General features: G+C 61.1%; 18 protein-coding genes. 8 read left to right on the top strand and 10 right to left on the bottom strand.

Annotation, left to right across the window (positions count from 1 at the left end; translation table 11 throughout):
- The coding region (locus ACYP2A_RS00945) for an IS3 family transposase (protein ID WP_459741911.1) at window positions 1-96 on the top strand (96 nt) is incomplete at its 5' end.
- A 540-nt stretch (window positions 97-636) separates the two neighbouring features.
- Here ACYP2A_RS00945 and ACYP2A_RS00940 read toward each other — a convergent pair.
- Window positions 637-1,506, bottom strand: a complete 870-nt coding sequence (locus ACYP2A_RS00940) for a helix-turn-helix domain-containing protein (RefSeq protein WP_459741899.1) — start codon at window positions 1,504-1,506, stop codon at window positions 637-639.
- A 133-nt stretch (window positions 1,507-1,639) separates the two neighbouring features.
- On the opposite strand from ACYP2A_RS00940, the gene ACYP2A_RS00935 reads away from it, so the two are divergent.
- Together ACYP2A_RS00935 and ACYP2A_RS00930 are read left to right on the top strand one after the other, a co-directional pair.
- Window positions 1,640-2,542 carry a DMT family transporter gene (locus ACYP2A_RS00935; RefSeq protein WP_459741898.1) on the top strand — a complete coding sequence of 301 codons (903 nt, stop codon included), beginning with the start codon at window positions 1,640-1,642 and terminating at the stop codon, window positions 2,540-2,542.
- 109 nt (window positions 2,543-2,651) lie between these two features.
- Window positions 2,652-5,381, top strand: coding sequence for a TagA domain-containing protein (locus tag ACYP2A_RS00930; RefSeq protein WP_459741896.1), 2,730 nt, complete (start codon window positions 2,652-2,654; stop codon window positions 5,379-5,381).
- Window positions 5,382-5,438: 57 nt separating this feature from the next.
- On the opposite strand, the gene ACYP2A_RS00925 is transcribed toward ACYP2A_RS00930, so the two are convergent.
- Both ACYP2A_RS00925 and ACYP2A_RS00920 read right to left on the bottom strand, forming a co-directional pair.
- On the bottom strand, window positions 5,439-6,413 hold the full coding sequence (locus tag ACYP2A_RS00925; RefSeq protein ID WP_459741894.1) for a 2-hydroxyacid dehydrogenase: 975 nt from the start codon (window positions 6,411-6,413) through the stop codon (window positions 5,439-5,441).
- 87 nt (window positions 6,414-6,500) lie between these two features.
- The gene (locus tag ACYP2A_RS00920) at window positions 6,501-7,439 is read right to left on the bottom strand and encodes a LysR family transcriptional regulator (protein WP_459741892.1); all 939 of its coding nucleotides are present in this window, start codon (window positions 7,437-7,439) and stop codon (window positions 6,501-6,503) included.
- Window positions 7,440-7,637: 198 nt separating this feature from the next.
- Here ACYP2A_RS00920 and ACYP2A_RS00915 point away from each other — a divergent pair, with 198 nt between their 5' ends.
- From ACYP2A_RS00915 to ACYP2A_RS00895, 5 genes are all read left to right on the top strand, one after another.
- Complete coding sequence (locus ACYP2A_RS00915) at window positions 7,638-9,095, top strand: efflux transporter outer membrane subunit (RefSeq protein ID WP_459741890.1); 1,458 nt, start codon at window positions 7,638-7,640, stop codon at window positions 9,093-9,095.
- 86 nt (window positions 9,096-9,181) lie between these two features.
- On the top strand, window positions 9,182-11,365 hold the full coding sequence (locus tag ACYP2A_RS00910) for an FUSC family protein (RefSeq protein WP_459741888.1): 2,184 nt from the start codon (window positions 9,182-9,184) through the stop codon (window positions 11,363-11,365).
- On the top strand, window positions 11,355-11,555 hold the full coding sequence (locus ACYP2A_RS00905; RefSeq protein WP_459741887.1) for a DUF1656 domain-containing protein: 201 nt from the start codon (window positions 11,355-11,357) through the stop codon (window positions 11,553-11,555). Before ACYP2A_RS00910 ends, ACYP2A_RS00905 begins: the two co-directional genes overlap by 11 nt.
- 22 nt (window positions 11,556-11,577) lie before the next feature.
- Entirely contained in the window at window positions 11,578-12,435 is an 858-nt protein-coding gene (locus ACYP2A_RS00900; protein ID WP_459741886.1) for an efflux RND transporter periplasmic adaptor subunit, read from the top strand.
- Window positions 12,436-12,611: 176 nt separating this feature from the next.
- Entirely contained in the window at window positions 12,612-12,788 is a 177-nt protein-coding gene (locus tag ACYP2A_RS00895) for a hypothetical protein (protein WP_459741884.1), read from the top strand.
- A gap of 10 nt (window positions 12,789-12,798) precedes the next feature.
- Here ACYP2A_RS00895 and ACYP2A_RS00890 read toward each other — a convergent pair whose 3' ends face one another.
- From ACYP2A_RS00890 to ACYP2A_RS00860, 7 genes are all read right to left on the bottom strand, one after another.
- Complete coding sequence (locus tag ACYP2A_RS00890; RefSeq protein ID WP_459741882.1) at window positions 12,799-13,617, bottom strand: SDR family oxidoreductase; 819 nt, start codon at window positions 13,615-13,617, stop codon at window positions 12,799-12,801.
- A gap of 26 nt (window positions 13,618-13,643) precedes the next feature.
- On the bottom strand, window positions 13,644-14,108 hold the full coding sequence (locus tag ACYP2A_RS00885; protein ID WP_459741880.1) for a multidrug transporter: 465 nt from the start codon (window positions 14,106-14,108) through the stop codon (window positions 13,644-13,646).
- A gap of 132 nt (window positions 14,109-14,240) precedes the next feature.
- Window positions 14,241-15,692: a mannose-1-phosphate guanylyltransferase/mannose-6-phosphate isomerase gene (locus ACYP2A_RS00880; protein WP_459741878.1), complete on the bottom strand. Its 1,452-nt coding sequence runs from the start codon at window positions 15,690-15,692 to the stop codon at window positions 14,241-14,243.
- A 138-nt stretch (window positions 15,693-15,830) separates the two neighbouring features.
- A complete protein-coding gene (locus tag ACYP2A_RS00875) occupies window positions 15,831-16,532 on the bottom strand; it encodes an alginate O-acetyltransferase AlgF (RefSeq protein WP_459741877.1) in 702 nt (233 codons plus the stop codon).
- A 13-nt stretch (window positions 16,533-16,545) separates the two neighbouring features.
- Window positions 16,546-17,721 (bottom strand): alginate O-acetyltransferase, encoded by a 1,176-nt coding sequence (locus ACYP2A_RS00870; protein ID WP_459741875.1) that lies wholly within the window; start codon window positions 17,719-17,721, stop codon window positions 16,546-16,548.
- A 10-nt stretch (window positions 17,722-17,731) separates the two neighbouring features.
- Entirely contained in the window at window positions 17,732-19,285 is a 1,554-nt protein-coding gene (locus tag ACYP2A_RS00865) for an MBOAT family O-acyltransferase (RefSeq protein ID WP_459741873.1), read from the bottom strand.
- A gap of 97 nt (window positions 19,286-19,382) precedes the next feature.
- Window positions 19,383-20,516, bottom strand: a complete 1,134-nt coding sequence (locus tag ACYP2A_RS00860; protein ID WP_459741871.1) for a mannuronate-specific alginate lyase — start codon at window positions 20,514-20,516, stop codon at window positions 19,383-19,385.
- Between the last annotated feature and the right edge of the window lie 2 nt (window positions 20,517-20,518).

Raw genomic sequence — 20,518 nt, 5'->3', positions numbered from 1 at the left:
TACATCCGTTACTACAATCATGACCGGATAAAAGTGAAGCTTGGCGGATTGAGTCCTGTGGAGTTCAGGACTCGCTCGGTGGGCGTGTGGCAATAGACTGTCCAACTTTTTGGGGTCAGATCAGGTCCCATGTTTGCTGCGCGACAGCGCGGCGCCATGGCGACGGGCGATCTCTCATCAAACATAAAATAAGTTATTGATTTTATTGAATTAAAAAACATCACTTGTAGGAGGGAGCGGGCGGCGATCCGTCTCTGCTGGCGATTGAGCGCGAAGCGCTCACAGAAATCGTCGAAATGCTGCAAATCTACGACTGCTGCGCAGCCGATCGCGATGGTCCGGCATTCCGGCAGAGCTCCCTCCTACATCCAATGTTTGCTACGCGACAGCGCGGCGCCATGGCGGCGGGTGATCTCCTGCGAATGCGATCAATCAGGTCGTTTTGCGTTGTGTTTGGTAAGAGTGAGCGTAGCTCGCGAATGCTGAGGTACAGCCGCCACAGATGTGCTGATTTCGCGGGTCTTTTCGCGAGCTTAAGGGGACAGCCATCCGTCTCACCCGGATCCGGCGTCAGACGAAATATCGGCGAAAACCGTCTTGTTTGATTGGTATTAATCGGAGTGCCGCCTGGCCGGGCTACATAAATACCGCGCGATATTCCATCGGCGTCGCGGCCATGCTCTGGCGAAAGCGGTTGGTGAAATGACTCGCGCTGGCAAAGCCGCATTCCAGCGCGATATCGCCCACCGGCTGCAGCGTCTCACGCAGCAACTGCCGGGCGCGCTCCAGGCGTCGCGCTAATACATAACGATGCGGCGGCATGCCGAAGCTTTCGCGAAACATCCGCGCAAAGTGATATTCGGACAGCGCGCACAACCCCGCCAATTGACCCAGGCTCAAGGCTTCGCTCAGGTTTGCCTCGATAAACTCCACCAGCCGCCGTCGTGCATGCGCTGCCAGGCCACCCTTGAGGCGCAAGCCGTCGCGCAGCCCGACCTGGCTGAGCAGGGCGTGACTGAGCATTTCATGCGCCAGGCTGCTGGTCAGCAGTCGCTCGCCAGGTTCCTGCCAGTTCAGGTTGATCAACTGGCGAAAATGCCCGGTCTGGCGAGCATCGTCGAGAAAGGTGTTTTCGCGCAGTTGCAGCTCGCGTGGTTCGCGGTCCAGCAGCGTGACGCAGCCCTGGGCAAACTGTTCGGGGCTGACATACAAGTGCGCCAGACGAATCTCGCCATTGATCACCCAGGCCGACTCATGCCCGGCAGGCAGCACGCACAGTTTGCCGGGTGCGCCTTTCTGGTCGGGCTGATCGCGGCGAAACGTGCCGGTGCCATCAGCGATGTAACACGACAAGGTGTGGTGTGTGGGCGAATGGTATTCGCGGATATCGTGATGGTTGTTCCACTGCGCCGCGATCAAGCCGTCACCCAGCAGCGCGCTCTGCTCCAGGCGGGCGTGGGGTGAACTGTTCAAACACTGGAAGACCTGGATTGATTCGAGCGACATGACGATTCCTCTGACCCGCCTATCCTACGCCGCGCAAGGCTGTTTGCCAGCAACGCCCGATGCAAATGCGCAAGATTATGCAAGCGCGCACCAGGACTGGGCATCAGACTCAAGGCTCATCAGGAGCCGCACCATGAACCTCTCGCTTTACTTGCTCACCGTCATCATCTGGGGCACCACCTGGATCGCCCTTAAACTGCAACTGGGCGAAGTCGCCATCCCGTTGTCGATCGCCTATCGCTTCGGCCTGGCCGCACTGGTGCTGTTTGCCGTGCTGTTAGTCAGCCGCCGCCTGCAGCCGATGAACCGTCGTGGCCAGCTCATCTGCATGGCTCAGGGGCTGTGCCTGTTCTGCCTGAACTTCATGTGCTTCTACACCGCCAGCCAATGGATCCCCAGCGGGCTGATTGCCGTGGTGTTCTCCACCTCCACGTTGTGGAATGCGCTCAATGCCCGGGTGTTTTTCGGCCAGCGCATCGCGCGCAACGTACTGCTCGGCGCCGCCCTGGGCCTCAGCGGCCTGGCCTGTCTGTTCTGGCCGGAACTGGTCGGCCACACCGCCAGCCGTGAAACCTTGCTCGGCCTGGGTCTGGCATTGATCGGTACGCTGTGCTTCTCGGCGGGCAACATGCTTTCAAGCCTGCAACAAAAAGCCGGCCTGCGCCCGCTGACCACCAACGCCTGGGGCATGCTTTACGGAGCACTGCTGATCAGCCTGTACTGCCTGATCAGCGACGTACCGCTGCATTTCGAATGGAACAGCCGCTATGTCGGGTCCTTGGTGTATCTGGTAATTCCGGGTTCGGTGATCGCCTTTACCGCCTACCTGACCCTGGTCGGGCGCATGGGGCCAGAACGGGCCGCCTACTGCACCGTACTGTTTCCGGTGGTGGCGCTGAATATCTCGGTGTTCGTCGAGGGCTATCAGTGGACGCTGCCCGCGCTGTTCGGGCTGGTGCTGGTGATGGTAGGAAACGTGCTGGTGTTCAGGAAGCCACGAATTGTGCAGGTGGCGGGGCAGGGCAAGCTGGCGTAACGACTCTATCGTTGGGGGCCTACTGTCATTTATGTCAGTGGTTAGAACCATTTAAACATGGGAGGGTGGCGAAGAGGAGAGATGAGCTCATTCGTAAAGGGAATTACAGATGAACAAATCAAGGATAAACGCTATTTTTCTGGCGGGATGTCTGGTGTTTGCGCCAACTTCGTTGATGTTGCAGGCGCAAGAGGCATCACCGCCACCTGCTGAGGGTTCTTCCGGGACAGCGCGTTGGCAAAACGATCTGGACGGTTTTGTTCAGGCGCAAATACGTTTTGCGCAAACCCATGTTATCGATGCCCCAAGGAGAATATTCGATCCCCTGCTGGTTCCCGGTCGTGAAGCATTAGTGGTTTTTGAACCGAACACATTGGCGACTGTCGACTCGGTCAATATGATTGTGCAGTCCCGGGGTGTTGAAATTGCCATCCCCATGGCGCCACCCGAAGCATTGCCCAAAAATGCACTATTCGATCAAGAGAATACTTTTTCGGGCAGGCCCATCGTCGGTAACTTTCCCAGATTTACGACAAGCGCCTTCACGGTAACGCTACCTTCTTACCTTGTGCTACCCGGCGTTGAACTGAAATTCGTGGTCAATCATGATCCGCAAAAATTCGGTACGTTGAATAAAAACAAGATGGTGTTTCTCAACAACGAGAGTGAAGGCCTGGTGTTGATGAATATCAAAGGGTGTCTGTTCAAACCACGCATTGCTTGCCGGACAACGCTGGATCAGTGGGACATGCAGAAGAATCCGCAACTTGCAAAAATCGCCGCACGTGAAATGTTCTCCGAATTGCCGATCAAACAATTGATTCTTGGCATGGGTGAGAGTTACTGGCCGTACGTGATTGCCAGAGGTCCTGATGGCCGGCCGCATCGGTATTCCACAGCGAATGGCAATGACCGCGAGTGGGCTGAGTTTGGCGACAAGACCCTGCCTGCCAAGTTGGGCATGGGCAACTATTGGAGAGCAGCCTCCGCGCTGGGTGACAAGCGACCCGGCCAGTTCGTGGCCATTTCCGGACAATTGCTTGATGTGCCCGATGACATACCTGTGTTGCCCCCTGGCGTGGGTGCCAGTTGTGGTGGCAACAGTTGCAATTATCCCTTTTACCCTGCCGGTTTCTGGCATGAAACCGGGCATGGTCTGGGGCTGCCTCACGCTACGCCGCCGCGCTACGAAGGCTGGGCATGGCGCGGGTACGATCTGCGCTTTCTGCCCAACACTCATCCGAATCCGACGGCTTACGGTCTGGGCAAGGATCATCTCGATTATCACTATTTCGGACACGTGCTCGGCACTTTGAGCGAACCGGCCTGGCCGGCCTCGACTGCCTCTGCACCGCTGATCGATGAATTCGAGCAGTTGCGTCGTGAGAACCCTGCCAACACCGCCGACTGGAAACATTACATTGCGCCTTATACCCATCAACAGATGTTGCGGGTACAACAGCGCTTTGGCAGCTTTCCTGAAGGTTTGCAGTATGCCGAAATCACCGACGACCATCGTCAGCCTCCCGGTCCCGCGCCAATACCGACCTCCGAGTCGCTCGAACCTTCCACCGGGGGGATCGACACGGGTATTGCCCGTGTTTCTGATAACGGTCATGTGCTGAATCTGGTAGCGGCCGGCGAAGAGCCTGTTGCAAAAGGTGTCGCTGTACACACTCTGGTGATTTCGATGTCCCATCCCTCCAATGACGCCGAGCAGATAACCCAGATATATCCCCCTATCGTTTCCAACTACGGCAATGTATTTGCTCCTACGGGGACCGCCTCATCCGTTGATGAGCCTTCGACGTCGGCTTTTACCGAAGCAAGAATCCAGTCAGTCAAAACAGGCAAATGCCTGTCACTGGCGCTCGATGGCCCAGGTTTTGAATCTTGCTTCGACAACGAACCACGTCAGCGCTGGACGGCTGTTGGGGGCGAACGGTTCAGGCTCAGACAGTCTTCGACCTTGAGATGCCTGGATGGTAATTTGCAAATGTCAGTGTGTGCCAATCAACCTATCCAGACGTGGGTGGTACGCAAGGACATGACCAACAGTGACACCATTCATTTATTACAGAATTCATATAACGGAAAATTTATAACGCCTGGCCCCAGTGACACGGTCTCCATGGAAGGTGTGCGTGGAAGTGAGCAGCACGTCTATGCCGTCAGTGGTAGCTCCGATCTGAATGACTACACGCTCAAGGTTCTGTATGCCGACGGCTCGGTTGATGGCTGGGCACTTTACCCAGGATGGATTCCTCCTGAGGGTCTCATCACGGCGGCGATCAATGTGCCCAGTTCGCGCAGGCCTTTACAGGTGCAGTTGTCGAGAAGCGGACAAGTCGTCGATAGCCGCATACTACCGGTATTGCCAGCCTTGCCAGCCCCTGTCGTTGTCGGCGGCGAAGCGGGCTATCCAGTGGTAATCGCGCAATACCTGCGCTCCGAAGCGACAGGAAAGTGCCTGGCCCGAACGTCCCGGACGTTGACTCAGCAAGTGTGTAACGCAGCCGATGTGCAGCAGCAATGGGGCGTATTCGATGTGCTCAGCGTTTCAAGCCCGGCATTCATTCTGACGGGATTGACCTCTACGGAGTGCCTGCATACGGAGCTGGAAATGGCCGCCTGCCTGATAAACCTCAAGGCGTTCCAGTGGAGCGCGCGCAAGGATCTTGCACACCCGGAAATGATAATGCTGCAGAACAGCGCTGATGGGCGGTTCATCACGGCGGCACCGGATGGCACCGTGAGTGCTCAGGCATTGACCAACGGTGCGGATCAGAATTTTCGGCGCACCGGGCCTGCCGGATTGTCAGCAGCGCAGCAGCCTTGATCAGACGGTGCAGGCGCTACGGCAGCTTGTCCTGGGGCGACAAGCTGCCGGTGGTGATCAGCCTTTCCACACCTGCGTATTCACCAGGTTCTGCGGACGCTCACCCAGCAGGGCGCTGCGCAGGTTGGTGCAGGCCAGATCCGCCATCGCCTGGCGGGTCTCGTGGGTGGCCGAGCCGATGTGCGGCAGGGTCACGGCGTTGCTGAGCTTGAACAGCGGCGAGTCGGACAGCGGCTCTTTCTCGTAGACATCCAGGCCGGCACCGCGAATGGTGCCGTTCTGCAAGGCTTCGATCAGCGCCGGCTCGTCGACGATCGGGCCACGGGCGATGTTGACCAGAATCGCGCCCGGCTTCATCAGCGCCAGTTCACGACGGCCAATCAAGTGATGGGTCTTCTCGCTCAACGGCACGACCAGGCAAACGAAGTCGGCTTCGGCCAGCAGTTGATCCAGGCTGCGAAATTGCGCGCCCAGTTCTTGCTCAAGCGCGGTCTTGCGGCTGTTGCCGCTGTACAGGATCGGCATGTTGAAACCCAGTCGACCACGACGGGCTACGGCGGCGCCGATGTTGCCCATGCCGACGATGCCCAGGGTCTTGCCGTAGACATCGGTGCCGAAGTGCGGCGGCTCGATGCTGCGTTTCCAGTTGCCGGCCTTGGTATAGGCGTCCAGTTCGGCGACGCGGCGGGCGCTGCTCATGATCAGCGAAAAGCCCAGGTCGGCGGTGCTTTCGGTCAGTACGTCCGGGGTATTGGTCAGCAGAATGCCGCGCTCGCTGAGGTAGTCGACGTCGTAGTTGTCGTAGCCGACCGAAATGCTCGAAATCACTTCCAGCTTTTCGGCGGCGGCCAGTTGCTCGCGGCCCAGCTTGCGGCCGGCACCGAGCAGCCCATGCGCCTGGGGCAGGGCTTCGTTGAACTGGTCGTTGAGGTCGCCCTTTTTCGGATCGGGCACGATTACGTTGAAGTCCTGCGCCAGGCGCTCAGCCAGTTGCGGATTGACACGGCTGAAGGCGAGTACGGTTTTTTTCATTGTGTTAATCACTCTTGACCGGATGAATAAGTAGCACGCTAACATTTCGACACTTATCGGTCAGCCGTTTTCTTGTCGTACAACTCTCTAGCTGAGGGTATGCACCTGCAAATCCGCCTCGTCGGCGGCCAGGATGTCCGGCAGCGTGCTGCGCAGGTATTCGACCCAGGTCTTGATCTTGGCGTCCAGGTACTGGCGCGACGGATAGACCGCGTACAGGTTCAGCTCCTGAAAGCGGTAGCGCGGCAATACCCGCACCAGCGTACCGTCGCGCAGGCCGTCGATGGCCGAGTAGATCGGCAGAATACCGACGCCCATGCCACTGGCGATGGCGGTTTTCATGGCTTCGGCAGAATTGACCAGAAACGGCGAGTGATTGAGCGTGATGGTTTCCTGACCATCGGGACCGTTGAACTGCCATTTGTCCAGCGGGAACACCGGGCTGACCAGGCGCAGGCAGGCGTGGTTCAGCAGTTCGTCGGGCTTGTGCGCCATGCCGCGAGCCTTGATATAGGCCGGTGACGCACAGACGATGCTGTAGGTGATGCCCAGGCGCTGCGAAACAAAGCCCGAGTCGGGCAATTCGCTGGCCAGCACGATGGACACGTCGTAGCCGTCTTCAAGCAGGTCCGGCACGCGATTGGTCAGGGTCAGGTCGAACGACACGTCCTGGTGATCGCTGCGGTAGCGGGCAATCGCATCGATCACGTAATGCTGGCCGACCCCCGGCATCGAATGCACCTTGAGTTGCCCCGCCGGGCGCGCATGGGCATCGCTGGCCTCGGCTTCGGCTTCTTCGACATAGGCCAGAATCTGCTCGCAGCGTTGCAGGTAGCGCTTGCCGGCTTCGGTCAGGGCGATGCGCCGTGTCGTGCGGTTGAGCAGACGGGTTTGCAGGTGCGCCTCAAGATTGGAAACGGCCCGCGAGATATTGGCGGTGGTGGTGTCCAGTTGGGCGGCAGCCGCAGTAAAGCTGCCCGCTTGCGCCACGCAACTGAAGGCGCGCATGTTTTGCAGGGTGTCCATGGTGTATCTCTGGGAGGAACGGCTATCACGGTTAGCAAATTGTGACATGAAGTTACCGGGATATGTCTATCCCGAATACGGTGATTATTTCAAAATCTGTAACAAAGATTCGCATCCGCTCCCGCTTATCGCCGTCGTGGCTGCCGCCTAGAATCGCCGCACTTACCGTCGTTTCATTCCTTTCGGGAACTTGCAGCAGTGCCGCGTCGCATCATCAGGGCTCTCAGCCTTTTGGCCGTATCCGCCTTACTCAACGGCTGTATTTCAACCCAAGGCATCAAGCCGCAGACCGATCACTTACCCACCCAAGACTTGGCCATCGAACTGGCCCAGCGCGACGCCGGCTGGCCGGGTACGCAGTGGTGGCTCGCCTATGGCGATCCGCAGCTCGATGCCTGGGTCGAGCGTGCCGGGCGTGGCAGCCCAAGCCTGGCCGCCGCCGCCGCCCGCGTGCGTGAGGCGCAAGCGCTGGCGGGTGTGGTCGAGTCTCGCGAGGCCGTGCAGGTCGATGCCACGGCGCGCGTTGCCCGGCGCAATTGGCCCAACGATGGTTTTTACGGCCCTGGCAGCCTGGCCGATACCCGTACCTGGGATAACAATGCAGGCCTGGTCCTGAGCCTGGATCTGGACCTGTGGGGCCGCGAACATAACGCCAGCGAACAGGCACTGGATATCGCTCACCAGCGCGCTGCCGAACTGCGCCAGGCGCAACTGGCCCTGCAAGATAACGTGGTGCGCGCCTATATCCAGTTGGCGTTGCAGCATGCGCGGCTGGGCATCGTCGAGTCGACGCTGGACCAGCAAACGCAGATTCTTGAACTGGCCCGCAGGCGTCTGAGCGCGGGCATCGGCACCCGACTGGAAGTGAGCCAGGCCGAGGCGCCGCTGCCGGAAACCCATCGGCAGGTCGACGCGCTGCACGAAGCCATTAGCTTGAGCCAGCATCAACTCGCGGCGCTGGCAGGTTTGCCGCCGCAGCAGGGCGAACACTTGAAGCGCCCGGCGCTGGCCTTGCATCAGCCGCTGCCACTGCCTGCCGCCTTGCCCGCGCAACTGCTCGGCCAGCGCCCGGATGTGGTTGCCAGCCGCTGGCAGGTCGCGGCCCAGGCGCGCGGCATCGAGGTGGCGCAGGCCGGCTTCTATCCCAATGTCGACCTGACCGCCGGCCTTGGCTACATGGCCACCGGCGGTGGCCTGCTGGAATTTTTAAGTGCGCGCAAACTGGCCTGGAACGCCGGGCCTGCCTTGAGCCTGCCGCTTTTCGAGGGCGGCCGCCTGCGTGCCGAATTGGGCCAGGCCAGCGCCGGCTACGACCTGGCCGTGGCGCATTACCAGCAGACACTGGTCAGCGCGTTGCAAGGCATTGCCGATCAACTGGTGCGCCGCGAATCGCTGGACAAGCAACAGGCGCTGGCCGGCGAGTCGGTGGCGGCCGCGCAAAAGAACTGCGACCTGGCGCGCTTGGCCTGGCAGCGTGGGCTGGTCGACTACCTCAATGTATTGCAGGCGCAGACTCAATTGTGGCGTCAGCAGGACATCCAGCAACGGGTCGAAGCGGCACGACTGGGTGCGTATGCAGGCTTGGTGGTGGCGCTGGGCGGCGGCTTGCAGGCCGGCGCCGATTCGCCAGCTGAACCTGCACTGCACAGTCCGTAGGACCGGCCGGGCGGCGTTCCGCTTTAGCCGGGAAAGCAGGCACCACCATTCGCGGCTGAAGCCGCTCCTACGGATTTCACATACCTATGAATCTTGCTCTGCAACGTCTGGTCGCCTTGCCATGGCGGCGTGAGTTCGATGCCTGGTTGCGCAGCGACGGCGTGACCTGGGTGTACATCGCCAAGGTACTGCTGGCGGCGTTTTTGACCTACTGGCTGGCGCTGCGTCTGGAGCTGCCGCAGCCGCGCATTGCGGTGATTACCGTGGTGCTGGTCATGCAACCGCAAAGCGGGCATGTGTTCGCCAAGAGTTTTTATCGCCTGCTCGGCACCCTGGCCGGCTCGACCATGATGGTGCTGTTGATGGCCTTGTTCGGCCAGGATTCGGTGCCGTTTCTCGGTTGCCTGGCGCTGTGGGTCGGCCTGTGTGCGGCAGGGGCGGCGCGCTTTCGCAACTTTCGCGCCTATGCCTTTGTGCTGGCCGGCTATACCGCCGCCCTGATCGGCCTGCCGGCGCTGGCGCACCCGGAAGGCGCGTTCATGGCAGCGGTGTGGCGGGTACTGGAAATTTCTCTCGGCATTCTGTGCTCGACGCTGGTCAGCGCCGCGATTTTGCCGCAAAGCGCCAGTGCTGCGATGCGCAACACCCTGTTTCAGCGCTTTGGCCGCTATGCCCGCTTTGTAGTCGATGGTCTGCGCCAGGGCCATCCGCAAGCTGAATTCGAGGCAGGTAATCTGCGCTTCGTTGCCGAAGCCATTGGCCTTGAAGGGCTGCGCAGCGTCACCCTGTTCGAAGACCCGTACATGCGCCGGCGCAACGGTCGGCTCAATCGTTTGAACAGCGAGTTCATGGCTATCACCACCCGCTTCAATGCGTTGCATCAACTGCTGGAACGGCTGCGCAATCAGCCTCAGGGTCGGGTATTGCGCTATGTAGAACCAGGAATGACAGGCCTGGCGTCAATGCTGGAACACTGCGCCGACCATGCCTTGAGCCTGGAAGATGCCGCACGGTTGGTGCTGCGTCTGGAACACTGGAAGGCTGAACTGCCGCCGTTGGTACGCCAGTTGCGCAAGGACCTGGAAGACAACCAGCCCAGCGAGGCCGAGCGCCTGGACTTTCACACCGCCTTCGAGTTGCTGTACCGGTTGGTTAGCGAACTGCACAACTATGCGCTGACCCATGCCTCGCTGGCCGATCACAACCATGTGCGCGAGCAGTGGGAAGAGCCCTTTGTCAGCCGTACCAACGGCATGGCCGCGCTGGGCGCCGGGGTGCGCGCGGCGTTGGTGGTCGGGGCGATGAGCGTCTTCTGGGTGCTGAGCGCCTGGCCCAGCGGCGCGACGATGATTCTGGTCTCTGCGGTGACCGTGGCCTTGTCGTCGATGAATGCCAACCCGTGGCGCATGTCGTTGCAGATGGCCTGCGGCACGCTGTTGGGTGCGCTACTCGGCTTTGTCGAAACCTTCGCGATTTTTCCGCGCATCGACGGCTTTCCCTTGCTGTGTGTGGTGCTGGCACCGGTGCTGGTGTTCGGCACATTTCTGTCCTCACGCGCGCAGTGGGCCGGCTATGGGCTGGGCCTGATGCTGTTCTTTTGCATGGGCTCGCTGCCCGACAACCTGACGCGCTTTGATCCGGCGCTGTTCATCAACGATTATCTGGCGATGATCGTCGGCATGCTGATCTGCGCGGCGGCCGGGGCAATCATCCTGCCGCCCAACAGCCGCTGGATGTGGCGCCATCTGCAAGATGATCTGCGCCGCCAGGTGGTGTTCGCCATCAGCGCGCCGCTGGCACGACTGGGCTCCAGCTTCGAGAGCCAGACCCGTGATGTGATGCACCAGGCCGACACCCTGGCCGCCGGCAAGCCCGAGGTGCAGCGCGAACTGCTGCGCTGGATGTTCGTGGTGCTGGAAATCGGCCACGCGATTATCGAACTGCGCCGCGAGCAGGCGTTGCTGCCGGTGCACCCCAGCTATGCGGCGCATCGTTCATGGCGGGTGTCGATCCGGGTCATGGGTCGCTCGCTGATCCGCCTGTTCATCCAGCCCGATGCGCGCAATCTGGGCCGTAGCCTGGCGGCGGTGAACCGCGCCATCGGCCGGGTCCGGCAAACCGACGAACCGTTCGCCTCGCACTTCGACACCTCGCCGCTGCGCCGGGTCGAGAGCTACCTGCACTTCATCCGCACCTGCCTGCTGGACCCGCAATCGCCGCTGGCCAGCCTGGCGCTCACTGCCGTCTCTGGAGCCGCGCATGCCGCGTGAAATCGCTGTGCAGGGTGTGTACATGCCGACCCTGAGCCTGGTGTTTCTGCTGGCGCTGGTGCTGGCCTGGGTACTGGACCGTGTGCTGTCCGCGCTGGACCTGTACCGCCTGTTCTGGCACCCGGCGCTGCTGCGCCTGAGCCTGTTTGCCTGCCTGTTCGGCGCCTTGGCGCTGGCCCTTTATCGTTGATGCCCGGTTCGAGATCCTGCGGATGAAAAAGCTGTTTAGCCTGATGGCCACCTTATTGATTCTGGCCCTGGCCATCGGACTGGGGCACAGCGTGTGGGTTCACTACATGGACACGCCGTGGACCCGCGACGGCCGGGTGCGCGCCGACATCATCAATGTCGCCAGCGATGTCTCGGGGCTGGTGGTCAACGTCGCGGTGCGTGATAACCAGCAGGTAAAACAGGGCGACCTGCTGTTGCAGATCGACCCCGAGCATTACCAGTTGGCGGTCAAACAGGCCCGTGCCGAGGTGGCGGCGCGCAAGGCCGCCTGGGACATGCGCCTCAGCAATGCCAAACGCCGTGCCGACATGGACGCGCTGGTGATCTCGGCCGAAAGCCGCGATGACGCCGGCCATCAGGCGCTGGCCGCCCAGGCCGAATACCAGCAAGCCCAGGCACGCCTGGACAGCGCCGAACTGAACCTGGCCCGCACTCAGGTGCGCGCTTCGGTGGACGGCTATGTGACCAATCTCAATGTGCATCGCGGCGACTACGCCCATGCCGGCGAGGCGAAAATGGCGGTCATCGACATGCACTCGTTCTGGGTCTATGGCTTTTTCGAAGAAACCAAACTTCCGCATGTGCACGTGGGCGATGCCGCCGAACTGCAAATGATGAGCGGCCAGATTCTGACCGGCCGCGTCGACAGCATCGCCCGCGGCATCTACGACCGCGAAAACCCCGAAAGCCGCGAACTGCTCGCCGACGTCAACCCGACCTTCAACTGGGTCCGCCTGGCCCAGCGCGTACCGGTGCGCATCCATTTAGACCCGCTGCCGGAAGGGGTTCTGCTTGCGGCGGGGATGACGTGCACGGTGGTGGTGAAGGCGGAATTGTGAAGGGGTTGGACAGATTTAACTGACTGGCATTACTGCTATCGATAGTCACACACTGTGGGATATCTCTGTTTTGTTGCAGGAATAATCCGAGAAAACCTCGCGCCCTTCGGGTAGCGGATCCAGTTGCTTAACCTTCAGCGACCAGGTTTGGTCGACCTGTCTACTGGAGGTGTCCCATGAGCAAAATCATTGAATCGCTGCACAAAGACATGCTGGCGCTGTATCGAGCAGGTTTGATCAGCAAAGTGACGATGCGCGAGTTTGAGGCTATCGCAGTCTGTGCCAGTCCCGGGCCTTCGCAAGCAAGACGGATCGCCGCTCGTTCTCGCTTACAGGCTCAGCGCAGGCGCTGAAATTGCAGGTCTACAACCGCCCACCCAACCCAAAGCGCTTCTTCAACCCAAACTCCAGCAATCCTCTCGGCAGCAGCCACGCCACCAGCGGCATCAGCCGTGAGCCGTTGCCCAAACGCAGCAAGCGCGGCGGGCGAGGGCGTTGAAGGGCTGCTACCACGCCGCGAGCGAAGTCTTCTGCCGACGTCGGGTTGTCTTGCGAAGCGCGCGCGCGGGCGCGGATGCCTTCGCGGATCGGCCACCATGGCGAGCTTTCAGCCAGCAATTGTTCGGCTTCATGCGAGGCATGGTTGGCAAAGCGTGAGGCGATGGCGCCTGGCTGGACTTCCATCACCTGGATGCCGAAGGGCGCCAGTTCCAGGCGCAGGGCTTCGCTCAGCGCATGCACAGCGGCCTTGGAGGCGCAATAGGCACCGGCAAACGGGGTGACCAGCACGCCGGAGACGCTGCCGATATTCACCACCCGCCCACGTTTGCGGCGCAAGGCCGGGAACAGCGCGCGGGTAACCCCAACCACTGCGAACACATTGGTTTCGAACTGACGCTGCATGGCCTGCACGCCGCCATCGAGCAGCGGCCCCATGGCGCCGTAGCCAGCATTGTTGATCAGAATGTCCAGCCCAAGCGGTTCAAGGCGTTGGCCCAGTTGCTCAAGGGCGGCGCTGTCGTTGACGTCCAGTTGCACGGCGGTAAAGCCGGCGGCACTGAGGGCGGCCACATCTTCAGGTTTGCGGGCTGTGGCCCAGACCTCATGGCCAGCTGTGCGCAAGGCATCGGCCAGGGCGCGGCCAATGCCGCTGGAACAGCCGGTAATCAGAGTAACGGGCATCGAGGCTCCTTATTGGAGGGGCGACCTTAATTGGAGAAGCTGCCTTGCAGGTGTTCGGCACGAAACTCCAGGGTCTGCGGCCTATAGCCGCTGCGCAGCACCGGCAGCGGCAGGCATTCCTGCCAGGTGGCGTCGGGCTGTAATTCGCCAGGGCCACGGTAGCGCGCCGAGGTGTACGTGTTGTCGGCGAGGTTCACCGTGTCACCCGGCACATACACCGCCACGCGCCAGCGCAGGTCAAGCAGCGGCACAGGATTGGTATTGGTCAGGCTGACCTGCAAGGGCCGGTCGGCCGGGCAGCTTTGCGGCGCATACGCCAGGCGCAGATCGAGGCGTTCAAGCTGGCGTGTTTCGCGGCTGTCTTGCCAGATCACCAGCGTGGCGACGATACCCAGCGCCACGGCGGCCACCAACGAGACCGGCAAGGCCTTGGCCGGGTAGCGCAGCAGCAGGATCAGCCAGGTGAGGATAAGCAGGATGCCGATCAGCATGAGTGGAGTGCTCCCGCGTGGACGATGCCGGTCATCCTACCCAAAGCTGATCGTCTTTGCCCGTGTGCACAAAAAAACGCCCGACGCAAAAGGTGCGCCGGGCGTATGCAGAGCTTGAATGGGTTTGAGGCCTTAACGCGCGATCGTCTGCGTCTTCACCCCGGCCTCGATGGGGCCGGAGCGCCCGTAGATATCCTCGAAGCGCTCGATATCGTCCTCTCCCAGGTAACTGCCCGATTGCACCTCGATGATCTCCAGCGGAATCTTGCCGGGGTTTTTCAGCCGGTGTACCGAGGCAATCGGAATATAGGTCGACTGGTTTTCAGTCAGCAGAAACACGTTTTCATCGCACGTGACCTGCGCGGTACCGGACACCACGATCCAGTGTTCGGCGCGGTGGTGGTGCATTTGCAGCGACAGGCTGGCCCCCGGCTTGACCGAGATGCGCTTGACCTGGAAGCGCCCGCCCATGTCCACCGAGTCGTACGAGCCCCACGGACGGTAGACCTCCATATGGTTCTGGGTTTCGCTACGGCCCTGGGTATTGAGGGTGTTGACCATCTGCTTGACGCCCTGGACCTTGTCCTTGTGCGCGATCAGCATGGCGTCCTTGGTCTCGACCACCACGATATTGTCCAGGCCGATCACCGACACCAGCTTGCCGTTGCCGTGGATCATGCAATTGCGGCTGTCTTGCAGTACCACATCGCCCTTGGTGACGTTGCCGTCGACGTCTTTGTCGTGCACCGCCCACAACGAGGCCCAGCAACCGACATCGCTCCAGCCGGCACTGAGTGGCACCACGCAGGCGCGCTGGGTCTTTTCCATCACCGCATAGTCGATCGAGTCGTCCGGGCAGCAGGCGAAAGTGGCTTCGTCGATGTCGATGCTGCCGTCTTGCTGCTGGCTGCGCTCCAGGGTCAGCACGCAGGTGTCATAGATGTCCGGGTCGTGCTTTTTCAGCTCTTCCAGGTAACGGCTGGCGCGGAACAGGAACATGCCGCTGTTCCAGAAATAGCCGCCGTCCGCAACGAACTCGACGGCGCGTTTTTCGTCGGGTTTTTCGACAAAACTCTGTACCCGGCGTACGCCTTCGGGCAGCAGCGAATCGGCGCCGGACTTGATATAGCCGTAGCCGGTTTCAGGCTTGGTCGCCGGCACGCCGAACAGCACCATCTCGCCGCGTTCGGCGGCCACGGTGGCCAGCGCCAGGGCGCGTTGCAGGGCCTTCTGGTCGTCGATCACATGATCGGCCGGCAGCACCAGCATCAGTTCGTCATTGCCTTCGTTGACCAGCATCATCGCGGTCAGCGCCACGGCCGGCGCCGTGTTGCGCCCGAACGGTTCCATGATGATGGCCTGGGTTTCCAGTTTCAGCGCGCTCAACTGTTCGTTGACGATAAAGCGATGGTCCTTGTTGCACACCACGATGGGCGCTTGCATGCCTTCGAACGCCAGGCGTTGCAGGGTTTGCTGGAACAGCGTGTGCTCGCCGGTCAGGGCCAGGAACTGCTTGGGAAATTGCTTGCGCGACAGTGGCCAGAGTCGAGAACCGCTACCACCTGACAGAATTACCGGAATCATTTTGTCTCTCCAATCGTTTTCAATAAGGGCTTTGCGGGGTTGCTGACGAGTGCTGCGTGAAGTGCTGATGCTGCGTCTTGTGGTCATCGCTGCTGCTCCTCATCACCCGGCCGATGGCGGCCGGGGACCGGAAATGACTCAACGGGTTTCAACCGGCGGCTTGACCCAGACCGGCGACAGGTTGCTGCCGCTACCGGTGACGTACAGCACGGCGGCTTCACCGCGCTCCAGCGCCACGGGCTTGATGTCGGAGACTTTGGTGTCGCCGCTGTACAGCGCCAGGCTGACTTTCACCGGATTGATTTCACGCTCGCCGGTGCCCTTGGCGGCCACGGCCTTGATCACATCGGTTTTGCCGTCGGCCGTTTTCAGGCTCAAGGCCTGGTCGCTAAGGTTCTGGATGCGCACCAGCGACTTTTGCTTGTTCTTGAACGGTGACTCTTCCACCAGTTGCGGCTTGCCGGTGGCGTGGTTGACCAGGGTGTAGTAGTGATCGCCGGCCAGTTTTACCGGCAGGCTCTGGCTGCCGAGTTTGGCGGTGTAGTCGCCTTGCGGCAGGAAGCTGAACGCGGTGCTGCCCAGCGGTGCGACATCGTTGAGGCTGGTGTTGCCGACGCTGGCGCTGATTTCGCTGTTGCTGGCGTTGTAGACCCGCACAAAGGTCGAGCCTTTGGGGGCGACCGGGCCATACAGCGCGGCGTCACCGGCGGCCATTGCCGGCAGTGAAACAGCGCCCAGGCCCATGCTCAGACCCAGTGTCAGGGCGCAACTTTTCAGCAGGCGATTGCGGCTACGCAGGCGGTCGGAAGTCGAACGATCGGCAGTGTTCTGTAAGGTCATAAGGGCAGTCCTCTCAGTAATGCGCCCGTTCGGGCGACTCGGATGGTCTGGCGCCGAGCGCCAGGTTTTCTTGCGTGTTGCGGGGCTTCTTCAACTCGGCAATCCACTGGGCGTCGAACTCGCCCAGATCGTTGTGTACCGGCAGATAGCGCTCGGGAAATTCCCAGATCACCACCGGTGGCGGGTTGTTCTTGAAGGCGTCGGTCTGCAGGTACTTGAGCATCGGCAAGATCGGGCCATGGCCGTCTTCGGCGTAGTTGACGACATCGCTGTGCAGCGCTTGCTTGAGCGCGCCGAGGAAATTCCAGTTGGGATTGGCGCTGTAGCTGGTGCCTACCAGACCCACGGCAATCTCATGGTCGGCAAACAACGCGTCGTCGCCTTCGGTGGCGGCACCCACCGCTTCGGTGCTGCGTTTTTGCAGCGCGTCGGGCTTGGGCAGCAGGTGGCTGAACAACGGGTCCAGCGGCAGGAAGTTGGTCAGGTCACCCTTGTAGTCCGAGGTGCCCTGGTCGGCCGTGACAAAGCTCTGCGGTTCGGCGTTCAGCGGGGCCTGGCGGGCGATGGTCTGGCCCAGTTGCTGCGCGACCACCTCGGCGCCCATCGGCGTCCAGTGCGTGTCGGTGCGCAGGAACACCTGGCCGCGTTGCTTGGCCTGTTGCAGCGGCGTCAGCAAGTCCGGGGCGACGATGCCGGCCTGCGCGACCTGCTCATGAAAGCGCTGATACAGGTCGTTGTGCAGGCGCGCCGGGGTGTGTTCGCCGATGTGCTCGGGGTACAGACGGGTCTTGGCCGGCACAATCGCCAGCACCAGTTGCGAGCCCTGTTTGCGCAGCGCTTCCTGTACGCCGCGCACCAGTGCCAGGTTCTCTTGCAGGTTGTGCTCGCCGCCCTTGATGGCGTCGAACTCTTCGTCGCTGAACAGCCACTGGTCTTCGCCTACCACCACGCCGGGGCGGCCTTCGTTGAACAGTTTGTAGTCCAGCGCCGCCCACACGTTGGTGCCCAGGCGCTTGATCGGGAACTCATCGTCGTAATGGGTCTCGGCGGCCTTGGCCCATTTACCGTTGAGCAGCGTGGTGGCCGGTGTGGTCGAGAAGCTGGCAAAACTGCGCAGCGACCAGACGCCCAGCACCAGCAGCAGGCCCATGAATACCGAGACGTAGAGGATGCGTAATGAACGGCTCATGTCAGGCGCCTCAGAACTGGAAATACAGGAACGGCGAGAAACTCTGCGCCGACAGTTTCAGGATCGAAGCCACGAACAGCAGCAGGATCAGCGCACGCATGGCATAGCGTGGCCAGTCGGCCTGCCAGTAAGCCGGTTGTACCTGTGCCTCGTGGCCCACGCTGAAGCCCGGTTGATGAATACTGTTGGCATTCTCACCAGGCACCGCCTTGACCGTGCCGAGAGCATCGGGGGTGACGCCATCGGCGCCGGGCTTGAGCGGTTTGGCCGGACGGTCGGTGTAGAAGTCGCGCAGGCCGAAGAACGCCAGCGTGGCGTAGGCCAGCACCAGGGTTGCCACTTGCAGGCCGGTGAGGTTGGCGCGGGTCAGTTCCGACAGTTGCCAGTCACCAAAGCTGAACATTGCGCCGTACATGCGGCCGGCAACGTGCAGGTTTTCGGCGCGGAAGATCACCCAGCCGATCACCACCAGCAGGAAGGTCAGCGCCCAACGGATCGGGTTGAAGGCATAGGGTTTGGTGTCGATGCCCACGGCTTTTTCGATGGCCAGCCACAGGCCGTGCCAGGCGCCCCAGATCACATAGGTGATATTGGCGCCGTGCCACAGGCCGCCGAGCAGCATGGTCAGAAACAGGTTGCGATAGGTCGCGAACTTGCCGCCACGGTTGCCACCCAGGGTGATGTACAGGTAGTCGCGCAGCCAGGTCGACAGGCTGATGTGCCAGCGCCGCCAGAACTCGGTGATCGACTGGCTGATATAGGGCTGCTTGAAGTTTTCCATGAAGCGAAAACCCATCATCAGGCCCAGGCCGATGGCCATGTCGCTGTAGCCCGAGAAGTCGAAATACAGCTGCGCGGTGTACGCCAACGCACCCAGCCAGGCGTCGCCGGTGGTGGGGTTGTCCAGCGCAAAACAATGGTCGGCCACCACCGCCAGGGTATCGGCGATGAAGACTTTCTTGATGAAGCCCTGCATGAAGCGCGTGCAGCCTTCGGAGAACTTGTCGAGCGTGTGGGTGCGATTGTTGAACTGGTCGACCAGGTCGCGAAAGCGCAGCACGGGGCCGGCAATCAGGTGCGGGAAGATTGCCACGAACGCCGCGAAATCGATCAGGTTGCGGGTCGCCGGCGTGTCGCCGCGATAGACATCGATGATGTAGCTGATCGACTCGAAGACATAAAACGAGATGCCGATCGGCAGCAACACATGGGTCAGGATGAAGGGCTCGAGACCGACAGAAGTCATCATCGCGTTGATGCTGTCGACGCCGAAGTTGGCGTACTTGAAGTACCCCAGAATGCACAGGTCGACGCCCACGCCCAGTAGCAGCCAGCGCTGGGCCGGTTTGGTACGAACGCCGGCGGCCCCCACCTTCAGGCCGATCCAGTAGTTCCACACCGTGACGGCGATGAACAGCGCCAGGAAGTCGACCCGCCACCAGGCGTAGAACACGTAACTGGCCAGCAGCAACAGCAGGTTGCGATAGCGTTGTCCGCTTATGTAGTACAAGCCGAGAAAGATCGGCAGGAACAGGAAGAGGAACACATTGGATGAAAAGACCATCCCCATATCTCCGATTGTCCGGCATCAGGGGCCAAAGCCCCCCCCAAACCCCCCCGTGAAAATGAGGGGGCATACGACATCAATCCATCACAACGACTTACGAACCATCGCGGTCATGTTGCGGGTCATAGACCCGGGTCAGGTCACCGCCCAAACGGAAGGTCTTGAACGGCTGCTTTTCGTGCTTTTTTTCAAGTGCCTTCTCGTCGCACTGGTACAGCGAGCAATAGGGCTCGAGCCAGGCGAATTTCGGGTCCTTTTTCAGGTCCGTCATGTCCTGCTTGTGGCCGCCGCGTTCGGCGAATTCATCCGGGTCGTCGACGCCTTCCAGCACCCGGTCGCCCAGGCGTTTCAGCGCGCCGTTGTTTTCCGGGCGCAGGTCGACGCCGTTGGCCTGGGCGAAGCTGGCGATCATGGCCAGCGGCGGCAGGGCGTAGTTGTGGTAGGCCAGGGCGCGTTCGCGGCGCTTGAGTTCGTTAGGCAGAAAGCCCTGCGCGTCGATCTGGCTGGCGGCCACCTTGAACTCCTGCACCGACCAGTCGAACAGGTCGCGGCGGTTGGTCGCTACGGCGGTGGACATCACCGACCAGGCGGCCCAGTAAGAGTGGTTGTTGATTTTTTCCAGCGGCAGGTTGCTCCAGTCGCGGATCACCTGGTCGGCCAGTTTGTTGAACCAGGCTTCGATTTCCTGTGCCTGCTGCTGGTGGTTGGCCAGCGGCATGGAGTCGGAGAATTTCAGGCGCAGGTAGGCGCCGGACATGCTGCCCAATGCCCATTTACGCATCGACTTGCCGGTGTGGTTGTACTGCTGCGATTCCAGTGCATCGGCGCGGGCCCAGGTGGTGAGCATATTCAGCGCGCAATCGAGCTGTTCCGGGCGACCGTCACGCATGTACTGCATGACCACTTTGCTGACCCCGCGCTCAAGGTCGGTGATGTCCTGGGTCGCATCGCGAAAGGCTTTTTCTGCGCTCACATTGAGGGTCGAGCGGGCCTTGTCCGAGCCTTCGTACTTGCTGCGAAACACCAGTTCGCCGGTATAGGGCGTGGGAGTCTTTTCACAACTGAAGTTATGGCTGCCGGTCTTCATTTGCTCGATCGGCGCGGTATAGCCTTGTGGCGGCATCAGCGACGTGCCATGGCCGTTACCGGCCAGTGTCGGCATCGACGCCGTCGTTGCCAGAATGGCCAGTGACAGCAGGGCAGGGCGTAGGGCTTTGCGGGTCTGCATAA

The organism is Pseudomonas sp. 3A(2025) (genome assembly GCF_054589175.1).
The sequence above is the reverse complement of the archived record's forward strand: the minus strand, read 5'-3'. Positions and strand labels throughout refer to the sequence as shown.